This window comes from Larkinella arboricola (assembly GCF_003259745.1).
GTDB lineage: Bacteria > Bacteroidota > Bacteroidia > Cytophagales > Spirosomataceae > Larkinella > Larkinella arboricola.
In genome coordinates, this window is sequence record NZ_QLMC01000001.1 from 1750713 (window position 1) to 1776133 (window position 25421).

General features: G+C 51.7%; 23 protein-coding genes. 10 read left to right on the top strand and 13 right to left on the bottom strand.

Annotated features, from left to right (window positions below; all coding sequences use genetic code 11):
• Positions 1–95 precede the first annotated feature (95 nt).
• The 4 genes from LX87_RS06925 to LX87_RS06940 all read right to left on the bottom strand — a co-directional run bounded on the left by LX87_RS06925 (position 96) and on the right by LX87_RS06940 (position 4840).
• Positions 96–1343 carry an ABC transporter permease gene (locus tag LX87_RS06925; protein ID WP_111627388.1) on the bottom strand — a complete coding sequence of 416 codons (1248 nt, stop codon included), beginning with the start codon at positions 1341–1343 and terminating at the stop codon, positions 96–98.
• 89 nt (positions 1344–1432) lie between these two features.
• On the bottom strand, positions 1433–2095 hold the full coding sequence (locus LX87_RS06930) for an ABC transporter ATP-binding protein (RefSeq protein WP_111627389.1): 663 nt from the start codon (positions 2093–2095) through the stop codon (positions 1433–1435).
• Positions 2096–2107: 12 nt separating this feature from the next.
• Complete coding sequence (locus LX87_RS06935) at positions 2108–3568, bottom strand: TolC family protein (protein WP_111627390.1); 1461 nt, start codon at positions 3566–3568, stop codon at positions 2108–2110.
• Between the two features lie 12 nt (positions 3569–3580).
• Entirely contained in the window at positions 3581–4840 is a 1260-nt protein-coding gene (locus LX87_RS06940) for an efflux RND transporter periplasmic adaptor subunit (RefSeq protein ID WP_111627391.1), read from the bottom strand.
• 221 nt (positions 4841–5061) lie between these two features.
• On the opposite strand from LX87_RS06940, the gene LX87_RS06945 reads away from it, so the two are divergent.
• On the top strand, positions 5062–6417 hold the full coding sequence (locus LX87_RS06945) for a hypothetical protein (protein WP_111627392.1): 1356 nt from the start codon (positions 5062–5064) through the stop codon (positions 6415–6417).
• A 114-nt stretch (positions 6418–6531) separates the two neighbouring features.
• Here the strand turns inward: LX87_RS06945 and LX87_RS06950 are convergent, their stop codons facing one another.
• The gene (locus tag LX87_RS06950) at positions 6532–8043 is read right to left on the bottom strand and encodes a catalase (protein ID WP_111627393.1); all 1512 of its coding nucleotides are present in this window, start codon (positions 8041–8043) and stop codon (positions 6532–6534) included.
• A gap of 207 nt (positions 8044–8250) precedes the next feature.
• Here LX87_RS06950 and LX87_RS06955 point away from each other — a divergent pair, with 207 nt between their 5' ends.
• A complete protein-coding gene (locus LX87_RS06955; protein ID WP_229310567.1) occupies positions 8251–8640 on the top strand; it encodes a RidA family protein in 390 nt (129 codons plus the stop codon).
• 57 nt (positions 8641–8697) lie between these two features.
• Here the strand turns inward: LX87_RS06955 and LX87_RS06960 are convergent, their stop codons facing one another.
• The 3 genes from LX87_RS06960 to LX87_RS06970 all read right to left on the bottom strand — a co-directional run bounded on the left by LX87_RS06960 (position 8698) and on the right by LX87_RS06970 (position 11806).
• Positions 8698–9339: a cysteine hydrolase family protein gene (locus LX87_RS06960; RefSeq protein WP_111627394.1), complete on the bottom strand. Its 642-nt coding sequence runs from the start codon at positions 9337–9339 to the stop codon at positions 8698–8700.
• Between the two features lie 161 nt (positions 9340–9500).
• The gene (locus LX87_RS06965) at positions 9501–10775 is read right to left on the bottom strand and encodes a serine hydrolase domain-containing protein (RefSeq protein ID WP_111627395.1); all 1275 of its coding nucleotides are present in this window, start codon (positions 10773–10775) and stop codon (positions 9501–9503) included.
• Between the two features lie 110 nt (positions 10776–10885).
• Complete coding sequence (locus LX87_RS06970; protein ID WP_111627528.1) at positions 10886–11806, bottom strand: aspartate carbamoyltransferase catalytic subunit; 921 nt, start codon at positions 11804–11806, stop codon at positions 10886–10888.
• 224 nt (positions 11807–12030) lie between these two features.
• On the opposite strand from LX87_RS06970, the gene LX87_RS06975 reads away from it, so the two are divergent.
• Positions 12031–12984: a hypothetical protein gene (locus LX87_RS06975; RefSeq protein WP_111627396.1), complete on the top strand. Its 954-nt coding sequence runs from the start codon at positions 12031–12033 to the stop codon at positions 12982–12984.
• A gap of 97 nt (positions 12985–13081) precedes the next feature.
• Here the strand turns inward: LX87_RS06975 and lgt are convergent, their stop codons facing one another.
• Positions 13082–13915, bottom strand: coding sequence for a prolipoprotein diacylglyceryl transferase (gene lgt / locus LX87_RS06980; protein ID WP_111627397.1), 834 nt, complete (start codon positions 13913–13915; stop codon positions 13082–13084).
• 143 nt (positions 13916–14058) lie between these two features.
• Here lgt and yidD point away from each other — a divergent pair, with 143 nt between their 5' ends.
• From yidD to LX87_RS06995, 3 genes are all read left to right on the top strand, one after another.
• Positions 14059–14268 (top strand): membrane protein insertion efficiency factor YidD, encoded by a 210-nt coding sequence (gene yidD / locus LX87_RS06985; RefSeq protein ID WP_111627398.1) that lies wholly within the window; start codon positions 14059–14061, stop codon positions 14266–14268.
• A gap of 117 nt (positions 14269–14385) precedes the next feature.
• The gene (locus LX87_RS06990) at positions 14386–14763 is read left to right on the top strand and encodes a co-chaperone GroES (protein ID WP_111627399.1); all 378 of its coding nucleotides are present in this window, start codon (positions 14386–14388) and stop codon (positions 14761–14763) included.
• Positions 14764–14882: 119 nt separating this feature from the next.
• Entirely contained in the window at positions 14883–15269 is a 387-nt protein-coding gene (locus LX87_RS06995) for a DUF4174 domain-containing protein (protein ID WP_111627400.1), read from the top strand.
• Between the two features lie 44 nt (positions 15270–15313).
• On the opposite strand, the gene LX87_RS29080 is transcribed toward LX87_RS06995, so the two are convergent.
• Positions 15314–15628, bottom strand: a complete 315-nt coding sequence (locus LX87_RS29080) for a hypothetical protein (RefSeq protein WP_229310568.1) — start codon at positions 15626–15628, stop codon at positions 15314–15316.
• A 77-nt stretch (positions 15629–15705) separates the two neighbouring features.
• Positions 15706–17277, bottom strand: coding sequence for a sialate O-acetylesterase (locus tag LX87_RS07000; protein ID WP_229310569.1), 1572 nt, complete (start codon positions 17275–17277; stop codon positions 15706–15708).
• 89 nt (positions 17278–17366) lie between these two features.
• Here LX87_RS07000 and LX87_RS07005 point away from each other — a divergent pair, with 89 nt between their 5' ends.
• A complete protein-coding gene (locus LX87_RS07005) occupies positions 17367–17621 on the top strand; it encodes a hypothetical protein (protein ID WP_111627401.1) in 255 nt (84 codons plus the stop codon).
• A gap of 67 nt (positions 17622–17688) precedes the next feature.
• Complete coding sequence (locus LX87_RS07010; protein ID WP_111627402.1) at positions 17689–18090, top strand: RDD family protein; 402 nt, start codon at positions 17689–17691, stop codon at positions 18088–18090.
• Between the two features lie 89 nt (positions 18091–18179).
• Here the strand turns inward: LX87_RS07010 and LX87_RS29265 are convergent, their stop codons facing one another.
• Positions 18180–18773: a hypothetical protein gene (locus tag LX87_RS29265; RefSeq protein ID WP_111627403.1), complete on the bottom strand. Its 594-nt coding sequence runs from the start codon at positions 18771–18773 to the stop codon at positions 18180–18182.
• A gap of 389 nt (positions 18774–19162) precedes the next feature.
• Here LX87_RS29265 and LX87_RS07020 point away from each other — a divergent pair, with 389 nt between their 5' ends.
• Both LX87_RS07020 and LX87_RS07025 read left to right on the top strand, forming a co-directional pair.
• Positions 19163–22366 (top strand): SusC/RagA family TonB-linked outer membrane protein, encoded by a 3204-nt coding sequence (locus tag LX87_RS07020; protein WP_111627404.1) that lies wholly within the window; start codon positions 19163–19165, stop codon positions 22364–22366.
• 21 nt (positions 22367–22387) lie between these two features.
• On the top strand, positions 22388–24163 hold the full coding sequence (locus LX87_RS07025; RefSeq protein ID WP_111627529.1) for a RagB/SusD family nutrient uptake outer membrane protein: 1776 nt from the start codon (positions 22388–22390) through the stop codon (positions 24161–24163).
• 85 nt (positions 24164–24248) lie between these two features.
• Here the strand turns inward: LX87_RS07025 and LX87_RS07030 are convergent, their stop codons facing one another.
• Positions 24249–25349 (bottom strand): hypothetical protein, encoded by a 1101-nt coding sequence (locus tag LX87_RS07030; RefSeq protein WP_111627405.1) that lies wholly within the window; start codon positions 25347–25349, stop codon positions 24249–24251.
• Positions 25350–25421 lie beyond the last annotated feature (72 nt).

The following is a 25421-nucleotide window of genomic DNA, read 5'->3' on the forward strand; positions in this document are numbered from 1 at the left end:
CCATGTTGAATGAGTGAATGATAGAGTGAGTAAATGATAAAAGTGAATAGTGGTACGTGTTTGACTCACTCATTCTATCATTTACTCATTGAAAATTAAGATTTTAGCGCTTCGGCGATGCTGAGTTTGGACATTCGGAAGGCGGGAGCGACACCGGAGAGAAGGCCGAAAATCAAGCAGACCAGCATGCTGACGGCAAAGACATTGAAGTTGATGGTCAGGTCGGCGTAGGCAATCCAGCCACTGTGGTTGATCAACTGAATCATGATCAGGGTCAGTATCAGAGCAATGGCTCCGCCGATGAACGTAATGAAAATGTTTTCGACGATAAACTGCCAGACCAGCGTACGGATGGGTGCCCCGAAGGCTTTCCGGATGCCAATTTCCGAAGCCCGTTCCATAATCCGGCTGACGTTGACGTTGACTAGATTAAGGGCCGGTAAACCCAGTAGCATAAAGAGGATGAAAAAAATGATCCCGAAGAAAATCGTTCTCAGACCGGGGCCCCCATCCAGGATGGTTCCAAGGAAATTTTGAGCGTAAGGCTCAGCCTTTACTTCCAGCGCATTGTACTTCCACCCATCCTGGATTCCCGGCAGCGGAATCCGACCGATCCGGCTTTGGAATTCTTCCTGAATGGCGGGAATGTCGGACTTCTGTTTGGCGAGTATGATACTCACAAAACGGCCTCGCATACCACTTTGCTGGTAATTGCTCTTGGGGGCGGTGTACGGAAAATAAACGTCAGCGTAGGTAAACGGGCGGGTCACCGGGCTGCCTTTGATAACACCGATCACCCGGTAGTTGATATTTTCGATGTCGATGGTTTTGCCCACAACCGGCTCGTCCGGATGGTCGAAATACTGCTTTTTCAAATCATCGTTGATGACTACTACGTTCTCCCCATTGGTGATATTCTGCTCGTTGTACGGTTTTCCTTCCAGAAATTCGAACTCCATAATACGCCAGAAATCAGCATCGGTATACTTGGTATTGAGCTTGATTTTCTGCGAGCCAACGTACGCGTTGGAGGTATTGTACATGGTGCAAATCGTAACGCGTTCGGGCGTTTTCAGCGTTTTAACAAAATCTGTCAGGAACCGGAAACTCATCGGTCCCGTACTTCTGCCTGACTGAGCGGTATCGCGTTGTATCATCTGCATGATGTACAGCGAACGGTCGCGCCGGGTTTCGGGGTAGTGCGTTCCGAACAGGTGGTCCAGAAACGAGGTCAACACCATCAATACCGTCAGGGTCAGGCTGATGCCGAAAAGTGTGATGAAGGTGTAAAACGGATGCCGCAGCAGCACCTTCCAGGCGATTTTTATGTAGTTTAATAGCATAATTTTGAATGAGTGAATGATAGAATAAGTGAATAGAGAATGAGGTGACAGTTTTTTATTCTATCATTCACTCATTCAAAATTCAAAATTCACTGTACCTGTGTCCCGTCGAAAAGCCGGATAAGTCGGTGTGTGCGTTTGGCCATGCTCTCGTCGTGGGTAACCATCACGATGGTGGCGCCTTCGCTGTTCAGTCCTTGCAGGATGTTCATGATTTCGTTGCCCATCGCGCTGTCGAGGTTACCGGTGGGTTCGTCGGCCAGAATGATTTCAGGGTTGCCAACAATGGCGCGGGCGATGGCGACGCGCTGTTTCTGTCCGCCCGACAACTGCTTTGGAAAGTGCTTGATGCGGTTGCTGAGCCCCACTTTTTCGAGTGCTTCTTTGGCGTAGGTCTGGCGCGGTTTGCCGTTGGTCGAACGGTAGAGCAGCGGTATTTCCACGTTATCGACTACCGATAAGTCGTTGATCAGGTGAAAGCTCTGAAAGATGAACCCGATCTTCTGATTCCGCAGGTGCGCCAGTTCCTTATCGCGGTACGATGCAACCCGCTGGCCGTCCAGTTCCACGGTTCCCTGCGATGGTTCGTCCAGCAAACCCATGATGTTAAGCAGCGTAGACTTCCCGCAGCCCGACGGCCCCATGATGGAGACGAACTCACCCTTGCGGATGTTGAGGTTGATGTTGTTCAGCGCCAGCGTCTCGATGCTGCTGGTGCGGTACACTTTTTCGATGTTTGTGAGGGTGATCATTGTATTTGTCGGCTATTTTATCTTTTCGTTTCGTTCAAAATCGTACAAAGTCAACAGGCGGATGGTGTAAAAAGCCGTCCAGTAATCGCGCAGGGCCAGAATAGCGTCGCGCCGGGCGCGGTCTTTTTCCTGCATCGCAATACCGAGGTCCGTAACGCTCAGGTCGCTCAGGATGAAGCGGTTCTGGGCAATCTGATACCGGTCCTGTCCAATGCGGTCGGCTTCGGCGGTGAGTTTCACCTGCTGTTGCAGCATTTGCAGCAACGTCACCTGCGTATAAATCGCCTGCTCAAACGTCAGCTTGTCCTGTTCCACCGATTGCGTCGTCAGTTGCTGGTTGGCTTTGGCGGTTTCGGTGCGGGCCTGGGCGCGTCCCCACGTCATAATGGGCAGCACAAACTGAATTTCGAAGTATTCCCGATCCTGCGGACGGATGTAGACATCGCCCAGATGAGTGCCCCGGTTCGACAGACCGAACGATGCGTTCAGGGTGGCATTCAGGCCATTGTCCTTGCGGGCCTTGTCCACGTCGCGCTGTGCTTCCAGCATTTTCCGCCGGAACGCGATGGCATCCGATCGGTTGTTAAACGCTTCCTGAAGGGCTTTTTTTACGTCGATAGTCAATTCAATAATTTGCGTCGGCACGGCCAGTTCCAGCGCCTGCTCGTTTCGGTAGCCCATGTACGACCGCAGCCGCAGGGAAGCAATTTCGGCATTTTGCCGGGCCGACGCATAATCTTTTTTGGCCGTCAGCACACTGAGTTGCAGTTGCAGCAGATCGTTTTGCGAAATCTTGCCCAGTTCCAGCTTGTGTTGCGCAATCTTGTAGAGCGTGTCGTTGTTGCTCAGGTTTTTTTCGGCAATCTGGAGGTTCACTTGGGCAACCAGCAATTCAAAATACAGACCCGTGGCATCCACCGTTACCTGTTCCAGTGATTCGATAAACTGCTGGTTACTTTCCTCAAATTTCAGCGGTTCAATCTTCCGGTCCCACTTCATGGCATTGAACTGAAACAGGGGTTGCCGCAGACCGACCGCAAATGGTATCCCGTTGTAAAGCCGGTTGTTGCGCTGAAAATCGTCGAACCGTTGCAGCTGTTTCTGCACAAAAACCGACCCGCCTGTCAGCGCGATATTTTGACTCAGGGCCAGATTCAGCACGGAATTGTTGTTGGAAATCGGCTGAAAACTGATGGTTCCGTCCGGCTGGGTAACTTCAGTAAACGACCTTTCAAAACTGGGCAGGTAGCCGTCGAGGCTCAATTGCGGTTTGAAACCCGCCTGAAACGTGCGGTACTGCCAGTAGTTGGTCAACTTTTGCGTGGCCGCCTGTTTGGCCGCAATCGACTGTGCCCGGGCCATCTGCACCACGTCCTCCAGCGTTACGTGCTGTGGTTGTGCAACAGCGCGTGTGGGCTCCAGCAGGAACCGGAGCAGTAAACCAGCCAGCAGAAGTAATTTTTCAATATTCATGGCTGATTGGGCTTATTCGGGACGGTTGTCGATGGTAATTTCCTGCACGTGTTCGTATTCGCTCAGGTCGGTGATAATCACTTTTTCGCCCGCCTGAATTCCGCTTTTTATTTCGACATAATCGAAGTTCGACAGGCCGGTTTCGACCTCCCGGCGCTCGGCTACGCCTTTGTCTTTGAGCACGTACACAAACTGCCGCTTTTTCCCTTTGAAGGCCGGGCCGTTGGCCACCCGCACGGCTTTGGCGGTATGGTTGGTTACAACAAACAGCTCGACTTTCATGTTGGGCCGCAGCGACGCATGGCGATTATCATCCAGTTGCACGACAAACTGCACCACGCCGTTTTTTACCGATGGTTTTACCTGCGTAATTGTGCCGCGCAGGTTGATTTCGTTGACTTTCACAATCACCGGTAACCCCGTTTTTACCTGATCGGCGTAAACATCCGAACACGAGCCTTCTACCCGGAAGCTGCCCAGATCGGCCAGTTTGACCAGCATTTCGCCCTCGTTGACCGCCGAGCCAATGTTCTCGTTTACCCACGTCAACACACCGGGCCGGTCGGCAATAATGTTAGCCTGGTTTAGTTTGTGGTCCAGTTCTTTCAGGTTCTTTTCCTCAATCTGGGCCTGCAAGGTGGTTTCTTTCAGGCTGGCGCTCATCGACTGGCGGTTGTAGGCGAGGTCGTTTTCGAGTTTCTTTTTTTCCAGTTGGGCAATGCGGAGGTTGTTTTCGGCGCGGGTCACGTCTTCCTGCGTCCGGCCACCCACTTTTAAAAGCCGTCGGGTGTCCTCCAGCTCGGCTTGCAGACGGTTGATGTTGAGGGACTTGATCTGATCGTCGGCTTCGGCGTCGAACAGGTTTTTATTCAGCTTCATCCGCAGTTGCTCAATGCTGTTGCGTTTGAGAGCCAGTTGATCCTGCATTTTCTCGTAGTCGATAATCGTCAGCGATTTGTCGAGGTCCAGAATGGCCTGACCGGGGCGGACCTGCGTGCCGGGCGTGAGCAAAACCCGCCGGATGCTGGCGCGGATGGGGCTGGTGACGATCTGCTCGTAAGCCGGGATGACTTCACCCGTCGCGTTGATGGAGTTTTCGACGGGGCCAATCTCCGCCGTCGCCGTCCGGATGCGGGCGGCTTCGACGGAGGTTTTCAATACATTCCGAAAGAGGAAGATCGCGAGGGCTGCGGCCAACAATCCTACCAGTACGAAGGAGTAGGTTTTGGTACGGCTTCGTCTAACGATTTCGGGGGCAAGTTCTCTGTCCATTAGCTTGTTGTTCTACGCTAATGGACGTTCCAAACGCTGTGCCAATAGGTAATATATTGTCTTTTAGGTAGTTGGCTCGCAAGTGTATGTGCGAAAGTGTGCGGTTTCGCACGGGTTGTGCGGGTTTGAACAGGTGAGCAAAAATTTGGCTGCTATTATTTCGAGATGTATTGATAAATTACAACGAGTTAAATTAAAATTGAATCATAGAATGTACCCGATTGCCTAAATTTCTGTTAATCATGCTCCATGCTGTACGCTTTCTCCTGGTGTTGTTTGTTTTGGCCGGGTTTCTAATTACCTGCAAACGAACGTCAGACAAAGAAATCGCGCCTGAAACAGAACTTAAGATTCTGGAACTGCACCTGGCGGGAATTGCAGATAAAAACATTAGCATTGATCATGCAAAGCGGCTGATTACGATTCAAATGCCGCCGATGCTTCCATCCATTAACCTGAAAGCGACTTATAAATTGGGCCGGAATGCCCGGCTGGTCCGTGGTGCTGAAAACGGGTTTTTCGACATCAGGATGTTAAACAAATGTTTTGACGCACCACGTATTGGCTTGACTAAAGCTGATTCTACCTCCGACGTTCCAATCATTGAGTATTCGGTAGTTGCGGTTACCAGCGGGAAATTAACAGCTACCCTAAAGACACCTATCGAACATGAACAGACAGATGTGACGACTATAAGCATTCCGGTCGAAAATCTATATGGTAGCGAAACCGTAGTAGATGCACTTGTAACCCGCGAAGGAAGTTCGGAGAAAATAAGCCTTTTGCGGGAACCATCTCCGGTCAGTTGCGGCTGGTTTACGACGGGTAGTACCGCTAATCAGATTGATATTTTAACATCCCGACAACTGCAACCGGGGCGGTATACGCTGGAACTGGTTCAGGCTAACGGAACCGTGGTGCCAGTGCCGCAGCCGTTGTTAGTAAAAAAGGGCATCCCATCACTGAGAGCCAATTTATGGAGATGGGGCGTATTACCGAACGAGCCGTTCCAAGTGGTAGGATACAACTTGTTCGAGGAGGATATTTCCTTAACGATTAAAGGGAAAGATAAGACATATCAACCTACGTTAACCGATTTCTCTAACACAGGTACTGAGTTTCGTGTGATCACACCTGATCTCGCGCCCGGTAATTATTTTGTAAAAGTGAACAAGAAAAATGGGGATGAGGTAGCGTGCTTAAAAGTAAATGTATTGCGGCATAAAGGACAACCCGTATTGATGAGTATTAGTGAGACTTCACTTTGCATGAACTTTGAAGCCTTCCCGCTTAGCCGGGGAACAAAAGTGTTTGTTAATTATACCCCTGCGACGGCTGGTCGGCAACCCAATCCGGTTCGCCTTGATGAACTTTTGCAATTTACACGTATTGGAGCGGTACCGGGAACATACAATATTCCCATCAATCTGTATCAAGACTTCAATTCGCCCGCGTATTTTATCCTACCCGATTCAATTCCGGCTGGCCGATATGAGGTAAAGCTTCAGGTGAAAAATCCGGAAACCGGTAAGCTGTCGCTAAGCGAAACGTATGAGCGGATGGTTGAAGTGCGGTAGTTTAAAAGGGTTTCTACGCCAGTATACAGTTCTGGTTTCTACCAAATTACGTCGTATAAACACGAAAAACCACGGACAGGCCGCCCGTGGTTTTTGGTTGTAGAATACTCAGAATTAAGCCTTTGTGGCTTGTACCGGTGTGCCCGGCATGAAGGCGGAAATATCCGTGCCAAGACCCTGCGCAATGGCCAGACCTAACTGGATGTTGGCCCGGAAGAAGTGGCACAACTGCCGATTGATGATCTCATCTTTCTTCGGTCCTTCAATGCCTTTCATGCTGGCAATGATGTTGTGAATCAAATTCACCCGATCTGTATCGTTCAGTGCCTTCGTATAGAACCAGCCCGGCTGGGTGTAGTGATCGTCTTCACCCGGCGCGTTGCGGTCGTACCAGTCGGCCAGCGTCGATTCCAGTGTCAGACCCGGCTCTTTGTAGGAGGGATCGGCCACAATGTTGTCGAATGAATTAGGCCAGTAGTTGGGTGCGCTGCCGCCGTTGCCGTCTACGCGCATGGCACCGTCGCGCTGGTAGTTGTTTACCGCAAACGGGCAACGGTTTACCGGAATCTGTTCGTAATTGGCCCCCAGCCGGTAACGGTGTGCGTCGGGGTAGGAGAGCAGACGCCCCTGGAGCATTTTGTCGGGCGAATAGCCAATGCCGTCCACAATATGGGCCGGGGCAAAAGCCGCCTGTTCAACCTGCGCAAAGTAGTTATTCGGTACTTCGTTTAGTTCCAGGACGCCAACGTCGATCAACGGGTATTCGGCATGAGGCCAGATTTTGGTCAGGTCGAACGGGTTAAAGCGGAACTCGCGGGCCTGTTGCTCGGTCATCACCTGAATTTTCATCGTCCAGCGCGGAAAATCACCCCGGTCAATGGCTTCCACCAGATCACGCTGGGCATGGTCGGGGTCCTTGCCGCGCATTTCACCGGCTTCCTGATCCGTGAAATTTTTGATGCCCTGTTGCGTCTTAAAGTGGAATTTGACGTAAACCCGCTCATTGTCAGCATTAATCAGGCTGAACGTGTGGCTGCCGTAGCCGTTCAGATGCCGGTAGCTGAACGGTGTTCCGCGGTCGCTCATCAGCAACAGAACCTGGTGCAGACTTTCGGGATTCAGCGACCAGAAATCCCACATCATTGTGGCCGATTTGCAGTTCGTGCGCGGATCGCGTTTCTGGGTGTGGATAAAATCACTGAATTTTTTGGGGTCTTTGACAAAGAAAACCGGCGTATTGTTTCCGACCAGATCCCAGTTGCCGTCTTCGGTATAAAATTTTACGGCAAAACCGCGCGGATCGCGTTCGGTATCGGCTGAGCCTTTCTCACCACCAACCGTTGAAAACCGGAGTAAGACCTGGCATTGGTTACCGATTTTACTGAATAGTTTCGCTTTAGTGTATTTTGTAATGTCGTGCGTAACGGTAAACGTTCCGAAAGCACCCGAACCTTTGGCATGAACAACCCGCTCCGGAATCCGTTCCCGGTTAAAATGCGCCATTTTTTCGTGCAGAATATAATCCTGCAACAACAGCGGACCACGCGGACCCGCCGATTGGGTATTTTCGTTTTCGAAATAGGGACGTCCGGAGGCAGTGGTCAACTTTTTTGTTTCGTTGCTCATGATGTGAGTCGTTTTGTTTTTGGTGCTGCAAGGTAAAGAGAAGGCATTTGTAGAAAAAATCAATTGTTTTTATGGATTATAGAAGGAATCTATCTATAAGCGATCGATAATTTCTATAAGAATCAAAAGTCTTATCAATCGTGTAGCTTTTCAGTCGGGTAACCCACTGATGGAAAATTGTTTACTCAATCTTAATCCATTACTTCCATGAGCAAGATTCAGCGCGTGAATCCGGATGGTATGATGAGCAGTCCGGCCTTTGCACAAGCCATTATTACCGAAGGCAGCGGCAAAACAATTTATATCGGCGGACAAAATGCCGTTAATCAGAAAAACGAGCTGATTGGAAAAGGAGATTTAGCGGCTCAAACCGAGCAGGTTCTAACGAATATTCAAACCGCTTTAGAAGCTTGCGGGGCCACGTTTGACCACGTCGTGAAGATGACCATTTATCTGGTGCAGGGGCAGGACCCGCGGATTGGTTTTGGGGCGGCCCAGAAATTTATAACAGCGCCACCGACGATCTCCGTCGTCATGGTTGCCGGGCTAGGCAATCCGGATTTTCTGCTTGAGATGGATGCGGTAGCGTTTGTCTAACAACGGGAATCCCTCAACAGCCCAGCCGATACCAGGCTGTTGAGGGGTGTATGTTTCTCAGGCTGAATAGCCGCGTCCGGCGATTTCCGAAATCGTTTCTCCCGAAAGTTCTTCGCTGAACTGATCGTGGGTCATGGGTTTGGAGAACATCGGAAAGTTTTTGGCGCAGGCAAACTGCTGTTCTTCTTCGCTCAGGGTGGCCGTGCAGTCGGTAAGTGTAATTACCTCAAAGCCTTTTTCGTAGCCCGAACGCATGGTCGATTCTACGCAGCAATTGGTCAGAAAACCGCCCAGCGCAATGGTTTCAATGCCTTTGCTGCGGAGAATAAAATCCAGGTTGGTGCTGGCGAACGCGTCCAGACCGCGCTTGCCTTCCAGCACAATGTCGCCCGATTCGGGTTTCAGATCATCAATAATTTCGACGCCCCAAGTGCCTTTTCGGAACGACTGGCTATCGACAACTCCTTTCAGAATACCGTACGGGTGGGCCGTAATTTCGTAGTATCCATCGTGAAAGCTAATCGGTGAATGGATAACCGTAACACCGGCTTCCCGCGCTTTTCGGACCACATCCTTGGTGTTTTCCAGCATGTTAGTGGATTCCATTACGCCCTTGACGGCATTGTGCAGGGTGCCGCCGGGTGAGGTAAAGTCGTTCTGGTACTCGATCAGAATCAGGGCCGTTTTGGTTGGGTTCATGGCTTTTACAGTTTGTTGTTAAAAGGGTGGAATGTTAAAGCTATGCAAATTCGTCCGGATAGAAAAGTAGCGTCAGTCGATTATAGCGGTTTGGACCCTTTGTAGGTTTAGCCAACCGGCAACCGAAGGGGGTGTAGACAACTTTCAGAGGGCGGGTCCGGTTATTCGAGCGCCTGATACACCGCAATGCGAAACTTGCGCCGGAATTCGGTGGAGTGGGCGTAGGGCTGCACATTCGTGAAAATCAGCAAAACCAGGTTCTCGCGCGGGTCAATGGTGTATTCGGAGCAATACATGCCGCCCCACGTAAAGGAGCCTGGGCTTATTTCGTTGCCATAACTACTTTCCTCGGTAACAAGCTGGAAGCCAAGCCCGAATTTGTCTTTGTACGAACTGGTGGTCGCATCCCCGATCTGATTTCGGAGCATCATGTCCACGATTTTCCGACCCAGAATCCGTTTGTTGTTGAACGTGCCGCCGTTAAGCATCATCTGGCAGAATTTGGCGTAATCTTCCACCGTGCTAACCAGTCCGGCTCCGCCCGAAAAATACGTTTTGGCTCCTTCCACCGCAAAGTGCCGGTAGGCATTGTTTTCGTGGCGTGTCAACGGCTTTTCGGCGCTCCCTTTCGAATAGAGTTCTACCAGTCGGTCCGTTTTGCTGGCGGGCAGGTAAAAATAGGTGTCGTTCATGCCGATGGGGTCCAGGACGCGTTCGCGCAGGGCCACATCCAGCGGTTTCTGGGCCAGAATTTCGACCAGACGGCCAATGATATCGGTATTTAACCCGTAAACAAACGCTTCGCCGGGGTCTTTGGTCAGCGGTCGGGCGGCAATCCGGTTAACCACTTCTTCCAGTTTGTCGGGTTGCAGGGAATTAAAAAACGGCACTTTAAATTCCGGGCTCTGGTCGAGCGGGTGGTCGTAGGGGATACCGGCATTGTGACTCAGCAGGTGCCGGATCGTGATTTCGCGTTTGGCCGGACGGGTTTCGTAAGTGCCTTTTTCCTTATCGACACTGACCAGCACTTTCGGATTTTTGAACGCTGGAATGTACCGGGAAATCGGATCGTCGAGCAGAAACTTTTGTTCTTCGTACAACGTCATGAGCGCCACCGACACCACGGCTTTCGATTGGGAGGCAATGCGGTAAATGTCGTCGCGTTTGAGGGGCGTCTTCTTTTCCAGATTGCTGTAGCCGAACGCTTTGTAATGGACAATTTTCCCGTTCCGGGCCACAAACGTAACGGCATTGGGTGCTAGTCCCTGATCGACAAAACCTTGCAGGTACGTATCAAGGCGCTTCAGTCGCTCGGCAGAAAAACCGGCTTCCGCGGGTGATTTTGCCGTAGTGAAGGTTTGGGCGGGCTGGGCAAAAAGGGAAAGCGGAAGGGTAAAGAAAACCGAATAAACGAGCACGCGTAATCGTTTTTTCATCGGGTTAAATTTAGGGTTAGGAAGGAGTAATGCACACGAAAGCCCATCCGTGCGCATAGGTAAGCTAATCAAAAACGAACGAACATCACCTAACTCAGCTTTGCCGTCCGTTACATCTGCGCCAGCAAATACAAAACCGCCATCCGAACCGCCACCCCGTTCTCGACCTGATCCAGAATAATGCTGTGGTGCGAATCAGCCGCGTCGGAGGTTAGCTCGACGCCCCGGTTAATCGGGCCGGGGTGCATCAGCACGATGGGCCGGTCCAGTTCGTCCAGCATCTTTTTCGTAATACCGTAATAGAGCGAGTATTCCCGCAGCGACGGAAAATACTTGATCTGCTGCCGCTCCAGTTGAATCCGCAGCACGTTGGCTACGTCACACCAGTTGAGGGCTTCGCGCACGTCGTGGCTAACCTTGACGCCCAGCTCGTTGATGTGTTTGGGAATCAAGGTGGTAGGGCCGCAAACCATTACTTCAGCGCCCTGCTTTTGCAGACAGAAAATGTTCGACAGCGCCACCCGCGAGTGCAGAATGTCGCCAATGATGGCCACCCGTTTGCCCGCTACGTCGCCCAGCTTGTCCTGAATGGAAAACGAGTCCAGCAGGGCCTGCGTGGGGTGTTCGTGCGTACCGTCGCCCGCGTTGACCACGTTGGCCATGATGCGGTCGGAGAGGTAATGCGGAGCGCCGGGACTGGCGTGGCGCATGACAATCATATCGACCTTCATCGCCAGAATGTTGTTGACGGTGTCCAGCAGGGTCTCGCCCTTTTTGACGGAACTGCCCGAAGCCGAAAAGTTGACCACATCGGCGGATAGCCGTTTTTCGGCCAGCTCAAACGAAAGCCGGGTCCGGGTCGAATTTTCGAAAAAAACATTGGCAATGGTAATGTCGCGCAGCGACGGCACTTTTTTGATCGGTCGGTTTATGACGTCTTTGAACTCACGAGCCGTTTCCAGAATTAATTGAATGTCGTTCTCGGTCAGGTTCTTAATGCCCAGCAGGTGTCGGACGCTGAGTTGTTGCATGGCGCGAATGAGGAGGAAAAGTTTGGCAAAGATAGCTTCCACTTTGCCGGATTTCAAATGCTGGCGGCACTCTGTTCGGATTCAGAACGGCTTTTTAAAGAACCAGCCCATCCGACCGTTCACACAAAACCCACCCATAAATTTCGATTTGAGCGCCCAAACTTGTGCTTAATGTCTGCTAACTTCTTTATTTTTAGTAGCCTATCGTTTAACCGTTGAAGGGTATGCTGCAAGACCTGTTCAATTTTTTAGGGCGTCTGTATAGCCTGGTTGTTACCCTAATTTTAATTGCGGTAATTGGCGGAGCTACCTGGTTGATGGTTTTTTTCTACCAGGAGGAACGAATTCAGAATCTTTTTTTGAAAGAAGGCCAGCTTATACGGGTGTCGGTGGCCGATGTCGATTTTGGGCAGCGTTCCTGGCTGGATGGGGTTAGCAATGCGTGTTACATCAGATTTTCGTATGGGCAGAAAGCCTACGAAACCCGTTATGTGATGGATTCCACCTGGGTCGGCGCTGGAGATCGGGTCCAACTGCTTTACCATCCGGGGCGCGACGAATTTCGACAGCCGCACACAGAACCAAAACCCGACCACACGGTTTCGCGGCTGATCCGGTGGAGTTCGGCGAATGATTTTATCCAGGAGTACAAATTGCTGGGTGGTGTGCTGGTGCTGGCTACGTTTTTATTTTTTCTGGTGAGCGGGCTGGTCGTGTCTATTTTTCCGGAATTTACCTTGATCAGAAGCATCGCCCGAATGGTGCTGATTGTTGTCCTGGGAGCCGTCGCGGTGTTTTTTACGTACGATGCCGTTGCTTATTACCGGTATTATCAGCATGTTAAAACAAACGGTCGTCCGCTGGAGGTGACGGTGTTGGCGACGGACCGGCACCGGCTTGGACGAAGTACTAGCAATACGGTGTTCAGGAGTTACCGGTATGACGCCACCTGCCGTTTTGCAAAAGGCGAACGGACCATCCCGATTACCGAAGACGAATACGAAACCCTGAAACCAAACGACCGGCTGGCGGTTTTGTACGACGCGTTGCTGGATGATTCCATGTCGGCTACGTATTCAGGAAATACGGGGCACTATATCCTCCCGGCGTTCTTCTGGTTTCTGTTTCTGGTTTTCCTCTGGAACTTGGTTTTCAAACCGCAAAAGCGGCTCTCGTAGCACGACAGACTTCTTTAGGCCGGGGGCCAATGGCAACAAAAAAGCCAAAACCCACTAAAAGCAGGTTTTGGCTGTATCCGTGACGGTATGAAGTGGTTTACCGAACCTTGCCGGAATTCAGGGTGGCCGTGTTTTTTCGGAAGCTGGTGACCAGCAGGTAAATACCGGCCAGCACGGCCGGAATGCTCAAAATCTGCCCCATGTTCAGCGCCAGGGTGTTTTCAAATTCCACCTGGTTTTCTTTCAGGAATTCATAGACAAACCGCAGCCCAAACACGCCGATCAGGAAAATGCCGAGCAGACTGCCGCGGGGCGTATTCTCTTTATAGCGGCTCCAGAACCAGAACAGAAACAGGCAAATCACCAGACACGAGAGGGCTTCGTACAACTGCGCCGGGTGGCGGGGAATCTGTAGGTACTCCGTATTGTTAACAAAAACGAATCCCCAGGGCACATCCGTCGGACGACCCACGATCTCGGAGTTCATCAGGTTGCCCAGGCGAATGAAACAGCCGCCCAGCGCAACGGCAATGACAATGCGGTCGGTGACCCAGAGAAACGTCTGGTTGGTGGCCTGACTGGATTTCCGGCGGGAATAAAGCCACAAACCGGTTAAAATACCGATGGTCGCACCGTGGCTGGCCAGTCCGCGATACGGGGGTAGAATGACCTCCAGCGGATTTTTGAACAGGACTTCCGGTTCGTAAAAGAGGAAATGACCAATTCGTGCCCCTAATACGGTTGCTACGACCATGTAAATGGTCAGGGCGTCGATGTCGCTGATTGGTTTTCCTTCGCGCTTGAAAACGTACAGCATGATTTGCTGGCCGAGCAGAAAGCCGAGCGCGAACAGAAGACCGTACCAGCGAACGGAAAAGGAACCGATGGAAAACAATTCGGGATTAACATCCCAGATGATGTAGGAAAGCATTCGATTTAGTGAGGTGTTGAAAAATAGACCCGCATCGGCGGCTTAGGGTTTGAATCGTTCCTGCCCGAACCGACTACCTGCAAACCGGGTCGGCCCGGAAAAGCAAAGATAGAAAAGATTTAACGAAGGAGTTGTTACCGCTTATGAAAACCGTCCTGATAGGTTTTGTCCGTTTTTACCAGGGGGCCATTTCGCCCTACCTGCCCAATGCCTGCCGGTATACACCCACCTGTTCGCAGTACATGATTGAAGCCATTCAGAAATACGGCCCGGTCAAAGGCGGGCAACTGGGATTGAAACGGATTGCCCGCTGTCATCCGTGGGGTGGGAGCGGCTACGACCCGGTTCCCTGATTGCCGGGTAAGCTGACAATTTGTCGGGTTGAGGGGCAAACCGTCGATATTGCCTGATTCTTGTTGGGGCGTGCCTACTGAGTCCGATGGGAGAAAACCGGATGATAGATTGACAACATGGAAATAACGGCAGATAATCGATTGAGAAGATTGATCGTGGTGGGCGACCGGGTGCTGGTGAAACCCAAAAATCCGAGTGATCGCACCAACAGCGGTTTGTATTTACCGCCCACCGTTCACGAAAAAGAGCAGGTTCAGAGTGGGTATGTCATCAAAGTAGGACCGGGATACCCGATTCCGGCACCGGTGGAAGACGAACCCTGGAAAGAAACGGAAGAAAAAGTTAAATATATGCCGTTGCAGGCTCAGGAGGGCGATCTGGCCATTTATCTGCAACGGAATGCGGTTGAACTGGAATACGAAGGCGAAAAATACCTTATTGTTCCGCAGTCGGCCATTCTGCTGCTGGAACGCTCCGAAAACCTCTTCGAATAATGCGGGTTATAGAAAGAAGCGTAAGGGCTTGAGAATCCTATTCTTACACTTCTTTTTTAAACACTATGCGCACGGGCTGGTTGATGGGTATACTAATGAGTATAACCCTTTTTGGAGCAATGGAAAGTAACGGAACGCTAAAAAAATCGCTGAAAGCTCTTCTGGCGGAAAAACAGGACCACCGTCGTGTGTTGGTATTGTATGGCCGAGAGGACGCCCAGCACTTATTAATTGAACAGCAGGAAGCGCTGCACGCTGAACGGGATCAACTGGCTGAACGGGATCTGGATGTCATTGTGCTGTTGAGCTATGACTTACCCGAACCGGACCGGCAGTTTCTGATGCAGGAACCGTTCGGGCTGATTCCCTCTGAAAATTTTCAGGGCTGGCTGATCGGCAAAGACGGCGGGGTGAAGCACACGTTCAAAAAACCAATTGAAACCGGCGAGCTGTTTGGTCTGATCGACAGCATGCCGATGCGGAAAGAAGAAGCCAAAAAGCAATAAGAAATACCGGGGAGCGCCCAAACCGAGGGACTCCCCGGTATTTTTCATTTAAACGTTGCGGCTTCGGTGATGCCTTTCCAGGTGTCGGTCCGGAACGGAACTGCTGGCAACCCTTCTTTATTATACAGATTGACTTCTCCATTATCGTCGGCCCAGCCGTAGTGGACCGATACGGGTGTGGCTACTTCGCTGGCATATACCACCACTTTGTCGCCTTGAATTTCGGCTTTGGCCCAGTAAAATTTATGATCGGCCCCGGCCACTTCAAAGCCTTTCAAATATCCGTATTTATCGGTTGTTGTCAACCCGCCCCCCACGTTATCAAACGTCAGCACGGCTTTGTTTCCGCTGATTTCCATTGACTTGAAAACCGGCCCTGAAGCTACGCGATCAAGACCGTATACGGTTTTTAGGGCGTTAACGGCCAGGCGTTTGCCTACGTCCTGCTTGTTTTCGGGTGAATATCTTGAGACTCGCCAATATCCGACGTGACGGCCATTCCGGTATGGGGCAGAGCGAGGGTCTGGGTTTGCGCTTCGCGAAGTTCGGCCCAGGTGCTGCCGTTGGTACTGTTGCCGTTGGCCGCGTTGAAACTCGCTAACTGAACGAACAGAAATGGAAAATCCCCCTGACCCCAGCGTTTGCGCCAGTCGTTAATCATGAGCGGAAACGTTTTGCGGTATTGATACGCCCGGCCTGCGTTGGTTTCGCCCTGGTACCAGATAACACCCTGCATGGCGTAGGGAATCAACGGGTTAATCATGGAATTGTACAGAATGGTACCCGTCAGGTTGGGGTTGCTCAGGGCGACTGTACGGTTGAAATCGGCCACCCGAAACTTCCAGTCGCCGACCAGCGAAATGATTTTGCCGTTGCCCGCTAGTTGGAACTGATCTTCCCGGGCCGTAAAACCACCTCCGCCCCCGGTATCTTCCACCCGCACCACGATCACGTTCCGGCCCGGTTTCAGGGTTCCGGCCGGAAGGGTGTAATGCCGTTCCGCGTTGTGTTGATCGGTCGAACCGACCTTAACACCGTTGACGTAGGTTTCGTCCTTATCGTCAATCTGCCCCAGGCTTAGTTTCATTTCTTTTCCGGCCAAATCGTCAGGCAGGGTGATTTCACGGCGGAACCACACCACACCGTCGAAATTCGGCACGGCTTTACGGTCGAAGAGGTCGGGCAGGCGGAGTGTAGGCCAGTTGCCGTCGTTCAAATCAGCCGACGACCATTGCTTGATTTCGGCCGCATCCGGCAAACCGCCCTGTAATTTTGTAATTTGAGCCCGCAACTGCTCGATCCGCTGGTTGGCAACATCGTCGAGGTTTTTCGGCATGGCCGCCAGCGCAGGTCTGAACTCGTCGAAACTTTCCATAGCCTCCCGACTCGTCCACGATTCCGATTGCGTACCGCCCCAGGAGGTGTTGAGCAGACCGATCGGCACGTTCGGGAATTCTTTCTGCAACTCCCGCGCGAAAAAATAACCGACAGCCGTAAACTTACCGGCGTTTTCGGGTGTGCAGGCTTGCCATTCGCCACCCAGAATGTCGTCTTTGGGCGTTAGGCTCAGGTCGTGCGGTACTTTAAAATGACGGATGAGCGGATAATTGGCCTGCTGGATTTCCTGGGCCGCATTGGCCGATGCGCTGACCGGCCATTCCATGTTCGACTGGCCCGAGCAGACCCAGACCTCACCAACCAGCACATCGTCGAAGGTGACGGTATTTTTTTTGCCGCGCACTGTCATTACATAAGGCCCACCAGCTTCGAGCGGTTCCAGCCGGACCAGCCATTTGCCCGATTTGTCAGCTTTTACGGTTTTGGTCTGGTTATTGAACTGAACCGTTACCTTCTCACCGGGGTCGGACCAGCCCCAGACCGGCACGGTTTTTTGACGCTGCAAGACCATGTGAGAACCGAATACTTTCGGTAAGCGGACATCTGCCCACGCCTGCACCGCCATCAGCAACAGGCCGATAGCGGTGGCATAACGAAATTTGGAAAACATACGAACGGGTTTAGGAAAAATGAATTGGGTAAAAATGCTTGAACCGGTCGGAAAAATACAGATATTTAACTGAAAGTGTAATCAACCTCATGAAGCTCGAAGATTTTCTAACCCTGCCGCTCCATCATCAACAGGAACAACTCTGGTTTCGCGGCTCGGTGCTGGCCAATCGTTACGAGGATGCCTCTATTTTTCTCCTTTACGCTCTGGATGTATTTTATGTTGAGTTGCAGTACGACGCAATAGGAAGCAAGCTGCTTCGCTTGTCGGCGTTCACCTCTACCGAGCCGCTGGCCCCTTACCTGCCGCTGCTGCCCGATGATCTGCTGGCGGAGCTGGGGTGAGAGCCAGAGACAGGAAACGTCCCGGTAATTAGGACTAGATAAAACCGTAACAATTTAAATAATCTCTATGGAAGCAAGTACCTCTACAAGCCTCGTATTTCCACCGCTCTGGAAACGATTTGGAGCCTATGTAATCGACCTCTATTTTATTTTTATGCTGGCCTATGTACTGATCGTTATTTTGCCAGAATCAATTGCCGATAAACTACGATTAGTCATTTTTGCATTGGCCCTTCTTTATGAGCCAATTTGCAATACCACATTAGGCTACACATTCGGTGCTTTTATTTTTAAGTTTCGGGTAAAAGATGCGGCAAATCCAGCCCAAAAACTACCTTTTCGTAGAGCCTTGATTCGATTTGTAGTCAAAGTAGTGTTAGGATGGATTTCATTTTTAACCATTCATTCTGATACTATGAGAAGAGCCATACATGACCGTGTAGCAAACTCAGTTGTCATTGCCAAATAAAGCGTTTGCCGTGTCGCCGATGACAGGCAGTCTATGAACTATTTCACGGAGCATCCAGCAATTGGCAGGATGTTCCGTGATTCATTTAATCACTCCGGCAAACCGTACGCTTTCCGAACGGCTTCGTAATCGCTGTAATCAATAGCCGCCCGACGACCGTTGCTGACGGCATTGGCCGTGACGATTACCACGCGGATGGCTTCGAAATACTCATTTCCGGATTGGTAGTTGACCGTCCGGCGCAGAAAGAGTCCGGCCAGCGTCTGGTTGTTTCCGGGAAATACAAAGTGGGTATAGGCGTTTCCTTTCAGGGTTTCGCCCGGAATTGAAAACCAGTAGGAGTCTTCTGCCCCGTTACCTTTCGGGACCGACTGTTTCACGTAGACGTAGAACGCACTTTTTTCCACCACATCCCGGTTGATGGCCTGCGGCAGCGGCAGCAGCAAATCCGTCAATCCTTCGTGGCTGCGCCCCGTGTAATTAACCTGCTGCACATTGGCCGTGCCGTCGGCCCCTTTTGCGCCCGGATCACCCTTGTCTCCTTTTGGTCCGGTGGCCCCCGCCGGTCCTTGCGGTCCTTGCGGACCCTGTGGCCCTGCCGGTCCCTCCATGCTCTGACAGGCGCTAATCGCTAAACAACCAATGACCAGAAATTTTGCTACCAGGCGTAAATACGTCTTCATGCGAAATGAAAGTTAAACGGGGTTAACAGAATGCAAATGCGTCTTTTCAGGTACGAAACTACAAGATTCTGCGCGATCCTGGGCAAGCGTTGCGTAACCTTCTTCAAATTAACCAGAGGAGTACTGCCCGGGATCGATCTTCCGCCCGTTTGAATCTTTAAAGTATGATAATATAGTGATTTAATTAGATTTATTTTAAGATTTTATAAGTAAGTAGATTTGAATTAGTGCTTTATGACTCCGGGTAAATTAGTACCTGACTGCCGATTACAGACAACCTGAATTTGCAAAGTACAGATTACGCGTCCTGTTCCCTGCTTTCCCCGCTTTAATTACATAGTGCTTACCAATTCTCTATCAATAATTTATCATCTCTAACTCCTTTTCCTATGAAAAAGCGTTTACAGTCAGGTTGGCGGGTCTTTTATAAGGCTCTGCTTATGAGTGGCTTATTGGCCGGCTGTCTGGCGGTTACAGCCCAGGGCCAGACCATATCAGGCCGCATCACGGCGGCAGAAAGCGGTGAAGCGCTTCCGGGGGTGAGTGTGGTCATCAAGGGTACCACGCAGGGAACCAATACCGATAATTCCGGCAAATACACCATCCGGTTACCAAGTCCCAACGCAACGCTCGTGGTCAGTTTTATCGGGTATCTGCGGCAGGAGGTGGCCGTCAACGGGCGTTCGGCGGTGGACATAAGGCTGGAGGTGGATACCAAATCGCTGGAGGAAGTGGTAGTAGTCGGGTACGGAACGCAAGAAAAGGTAAACCTGACCGGCGCAGTGGGCGTGGCCGACAGCAAACGACTTCAGAACCGCCCGATTGCCTCGGTGGGCGAAGGCTTGCAGGGCGTGATTCCCAACCTGAACATCAATGTTCGAAACGGCGACCCGGCCCAGCCGATCACATTCAACATCCGGGGCTATGAGTCGATCAACGGCGGGGCGCCCCTGATTCTGGTCGATAACGTTCCGATGGATCTGAACCGGGTTAATCCGAATGATATTGAAAGCATCAGCGTGCTGAAAGATGCGTCGGCTTCGGCGGTATATGGTGCCCGGGCGGCCTTTGGGGTGGTATTGGTAACGACCAAAAGCGGCAAAAGCGGGAAGATCAACGTCTCGCTCAATACGCAGTTTTCGCTGGCCAAACCCATTTTCAACATGGACGTGGTGACGGACCCGTACCAGTTTGTGATGGCCCGTAATCAGGCTAACATCCGCACCAGCGGAATACCGGCTTTCGATGATGATATGGTGGCCGGAACCAAAGCCTATTCCGAGAATCCGGCGACGGCTCCGCAGTGGAAAGTGGTGAACGGCGTGCTCCGGTATTATGGCTATAACGACTACCAGAATAGCATCATGACCAATTACGCTCCAACCAGTCAGCACGATCTTTCCATATCCGGTGGAACGGAAAAGTCCCGGTATCTGGTTTCGCTGGGTTATTTCTCCAAAGACGGGTATCTGCGGTACAACAATGAGAAATTCAAGCGGTATAACATCATGATGAAAGCCGATTTTCAGATCAACAAGTGGTTGAGTCTTGACGAAAAGGTGATTTTTAATTCGCAGAACAGCGACAAACCGCACTTTTATAACTGGGATGTGAACATCAATTCGCTGGCGCGGGTTAGCCCGATCATGCCGGTGCAGTTTCCCGACCTCGACTATTACGTCACCCCGGGCGACCGCGAAAAATATGCCCCCTACATCGGCAAATATTTCGGCGGCACCAACTTCTTTCCGTACCTGATGGACGGTGGCCGGACCACGTATACCAACAACGACATCTGGCTGACCCAGGGTGTCACCCTGACCCCGTTGAAAGGCTTGAAAATTCGCTCGGATTTCTCCTATAACATCTTCAACCGGATGTATCAGGACGTACAGAGCAAGGTCGATATTGTGGACGCGAACCTGCTGGCAGCCAATCTGGTGAGCAACGGTTTTAGTGGCGACGACTGGATTCGGAACGAGAATAATTACAACCAGTATTACGTTTTAAATGCCTTTGCAGAATACAACGTACCCTTGCCAACGAACCATAACCTGAGCGCCATGATCGGGTTTAATCAGGAACGGGGCCAATACCGGTATACGGGCGCGCAGGCCCGGGCGCTCATTACTCCCCAGGTGACCGACATCAACGCGACGACGGGTACGCAGCAAACCTTCGGGAGCAAGGCCCACACAGCACTGCGGGGCGCTTTTTACCGACTGAATTACAATTACAAACAGCGGTATTTAATTGAATTCAACGGGCGGTACGATGGTACGTCGCGGTTTCCGAAAGAGAGCCGGTTTGGCTTTTTTCCTTCGGTATCGGCGGGCTGGCGGATCAGCAACGAAAATTTTATGGCCGGAACCGGCTCCTGGCTGGATAACCTGAAACTGAGAGCGTCGTACGGAACGCTGGGCAACCAGATTCTGCTGGACGGTAACCGCAACCAGATTTATTACCCGTATGTGGCCACAATGGGCACCGGTCAGTCGCCCTATATGTTTACGAATGCGCTGATTCCCTACGTTTCGGCAGCTGGTTTGGTGAGTCCGTCGCTGACCTGGGAAACGGTTATTTCCAAAAACATTGGGCTGGATATAACCATGCTCCGGAATCGGCTCGACGCTTCGCTGGACGTATACACGCGCGACACAAAAAATATGTTGATGGACGTATCGTATCCGGCCATTCTGGGAACAACCGCCCCGAAAGAAAACGCGGCTGACCTGCGGACCAAAGGCTGGGAACTGTCGCTGACCTGGCGGGACAAATTCCGGCGTGACTGGAATTATGACCTGACCCTGGCGCTGTCGGACTGGACCGCCGAGATTACCCGGTTTAACAACCCGACCGGGGCACTGCCCAATAACAGCAATATCTATTACGTAGGCCAGAAGCTGGGCGAAATCTGGGGGTTCGAAACGGCCGGTATTTTCCAGACTACGGATGAGGTGGCCCAGGCTCCCAAACAAACCAACGTTGGGGCCAACTGGCGACCCGGTGATATCCGGTATACTGACCTGAACGGCGACGGGATCATTAGTTTCGGGAACAATACACTGGCAAATCCGGGCGACCGCAAAGTAATCGGGAACAGCACCCCCCGGTATTCGTTCGGGATCAACGGCGGACTGGGCTACAAGAACCTGCGCCTGACGGTTTTCTTTCAGGGAATCGGTAAAAAAGACCATTGGCCCACGTCGGACAACTGGACCTGGTTTTTCCCCTACAACGCGGGCCACGTAGAGAAATATTATATCACCGATACCTGGACCGAGGATAACCGGGATGCCTATTTTCCGGCGGCTCACATATCGACCAACGACAAGAAAAACCTTCAGGTACAGTCGCGCTATTTACAGAACGCGGCCTATATCCGTCTGAAAAACATTACGTTGAGCTACGATCTTCCCCAGAAACTGCTTCAGAAAGTAGGTATTGGAAGGGTGCAGGTCTTCGCCACCGGCATGAACCTGTGGGAATACACCAAAATGCGCAAACCGCTGGACCCCGAAACCATTCAGTCGGCGGCTATCGAATACCCCATGCAGCGCATTTCCACCCTGGGCCTCAATGTTTCCTTCTGACCTTACACCCTGACAATGACCATGAAAAAATATAATCTCTTTTTTGGAGCGGTCTTCGCAACGGCCTTTTTAGTGAGTGGCTGCAACGATGAATTTCTGGAACGTTATCCGCTCGACCGCATCACCAACCAGACCTTCTGGAATACCGAAAATGATCTGCGAGTGTACAACAACAGCCTCTACGACATGGCCCGCAACGACGATAACGTGCCTATTCTGCACGGGCACTACAACGGCTTTGAAAGCAACTGGGGCAGCATCTGGTTTCAGGATGAGTTTGCCGACAACATGGCCCCCACCAACGCCCGGCATCTTTTCTTTCAGCAGGTTCGTTCGGGAAAATACACCGTTCCGACAGATCCTCAGCAGTTTGGCTACAAAGGCTGGAATTTTGTGCGGGCCATCAACGTAGGGCTGGCCAATTACGGCAAGGCCAATGTCGCTCAGGAGGTTAAAGACCGGTATATTGGCGAAGCGCGGCTGTTCCGGGGATGGTTTTACGCCGAAAAAGTGCAGAAGTTCGGGGATGTGCCGTTTGTGGATAAAGAACTGAACGTCGATTCGCCCGAGTTGTACGCGGCCCGTACCCCCCGCGAAGAAGCCATGACGAAGGTGCTGGAAGACCTTAATTTTGCGGCTACCAAATTGCCCGATAGCTGGAACGACGGCAACGCGCCGGGCCGATTGAACCGCTGGTGTGCCTTGCTGGTGAAGTCGCGGGTTTGTTTGTTTGAAGGTACCTGGCGCAAATACCACGGTGGCACCAACGCGACGATGTGGCTGGAAGAAGCCGCCAGTGCCGCCAAAGAGTTGATGGATAAAGGACCGTATCGGCTTTACAGCACCGGCAACCCCAAGACGGATTACAATGCCTACCACCGTGTACTCAATCTGGCCGGAAATCCGGAGGTGATGTATTGGCGGAAATACCAGTTGGGCGTATTTACCAACCACGTTCAGTCTTATTTCGAATACGCAGGTGGGGCCACAAAAAGCCTGGTGGAAGATTACCTGTGCACCGACGGGTTGCCCATCTCGCTGTCTCCGCTCTACAAAGGCGACGCCAAAATTGAGGATGTTTTCGAAAACCGGGACCCCCGGTTGCGCCAGACGGTTTTGCACCCGGAAGATGCTGCTTTTTATAAATACCATGTGGGCGATGGGCGGCCCTATCCGCGCATTCAAGGCATGGAAGGCGGTTATCTGTCAACAACGGGCTACCACATCATCAAGCACTACAACGCCGATGACATGATCGGGAAAGCGTACGATACGGCGGAATCACCGGCCATTATTCTGCGCTTTGGTGAGGCTCTTCTGAATTACGCCGAGGCCCAGGCCGAACTGGGAAAAATCACCCAGGCCGACCTCGACATCAGCATCAACAAACTCCGCGACCGCGTGGCCATGCCGCATCTGGAGTTGGGAAAAATACCGGTCGATCCGCGCTATACGGCAGACGGTGTTTCCCCGCTCATCGCCGAGATTCGGCGCGAACGGCGTATCGAACTGTTCATGGAAGGCTTCCGGTACAACGACTTGAAACGCTGGAAGCAGGGTAAAAAACTGCTCACGCCGACGCTGGGAATCCGGTGGGATGCGGCCGCCATTGCCCGGTACCCGAAAGCGAACGTCAAAACGGCGGTGGACCCGGTTTCCGGCAAAACCTACATCGATGTGTATCAGGGCACCGACTGGGCCAACCCGGTTTTCGACGAGAATAAGCACTATCTGTGGCCGATTCCGCTAAATACGCTGGCGCAGAATCCGGCCATCAAGCAAAATCCCGGCTGGTAATCAATACCGTTCTTAAATGAAAACCCGTTTGGCCGCGTGATAAAACCGGGGCCGAACGGGTTTCCGGTTAAAGAATAGAATGCGTTTATACTGCATCCGCATATACCATATATTCAACCAGCAAGGCCCGGGAATGCGCTTCGCAGGTCCAGTCCATCCTGACCAGCCGGGATTGGGCCATGCGGTTGAGCAACGGGTTTTGCGAAGCCGTGAGCATCCCGGCGATAAAAAAGGAGTAGTCCTCGATTTCTTTATCAGGAATAGCCCGTACGTCAATTCGGGGCGGTTTTTCGCCCAGTTGCAGCAGGGAGGTGGAAACAATCACCCGATCCATCACGGACAACCCGTCGGCCAGCAGTTGATACGCATCCCGAACCAGTTGCCTCCGAATTGATTCCAGCGGTTCGGGCAGGAAAGCCGCCAGTAACCCGGCGATGTGGTAGAGAATAAGTGGAGCGCGGGGGTACGAATGCGAACACCGAAACGGCTCCCGGATATACTGTCCTTTTTCAACCACCGACCGGATGAATTCAAGGCTGTCGTGATCGTGCTCGTTGAGCGGCAGCTGGTAATGAAAAATACAAAACAGTAGGTTACACAACACGCTGACATCAAATTCAACCGGCATATTCTTGCCAAACCAGGTAGAGTAGGCCCGCAGATTGACGTATTCGGGAAACGTGTCCTCCACCTGCCGCGTCGCCAGGTTGGCGTGCAACGTTAGTTTATGTTTGAGCCAAAGCAAATCCTCACGCGTGGGTTGGCTGGTCAGGTAAATCATGGCCGTGTCATCGGCATCGTCGGGCAGCCGGAAATGTTCAATGCGGTTCAGAAAACGACCGTTGGGAAAATGACCCGACGGGCGCCCGGCTTTTGGAGTCCGGTAAAAATTATAGGTCTTTAAACTGTCTTTGTTCTGAAAGTCAGGATAGTGCCGAACGGCTTTGCTGCTGATCTTATCCACCATTTCCTGTAAAGTCGGCGGAAGTTTATTGCGGATTTGTTGCAGGGCAAAAACCGTAATGGCGGTAAAAAAAATATTGGTATCCGGGCGGTGATACCCCAGCACGAGCGGATTCATGCGGTAGGAGGGCATCAAACCCGCCGGAAAATGGATTGTGTCCTCGGATTGAAGGGCCGCAATCCGCTGGAGTAATGTTTGTATGAAAGAGCTACTGTCTGGCATAAGCGCCAAAAATACGGCATCTGCCGCCAACTTTGCCAATGAGGCAGCCGAGTGGTGCTCATAAGCCCGAAT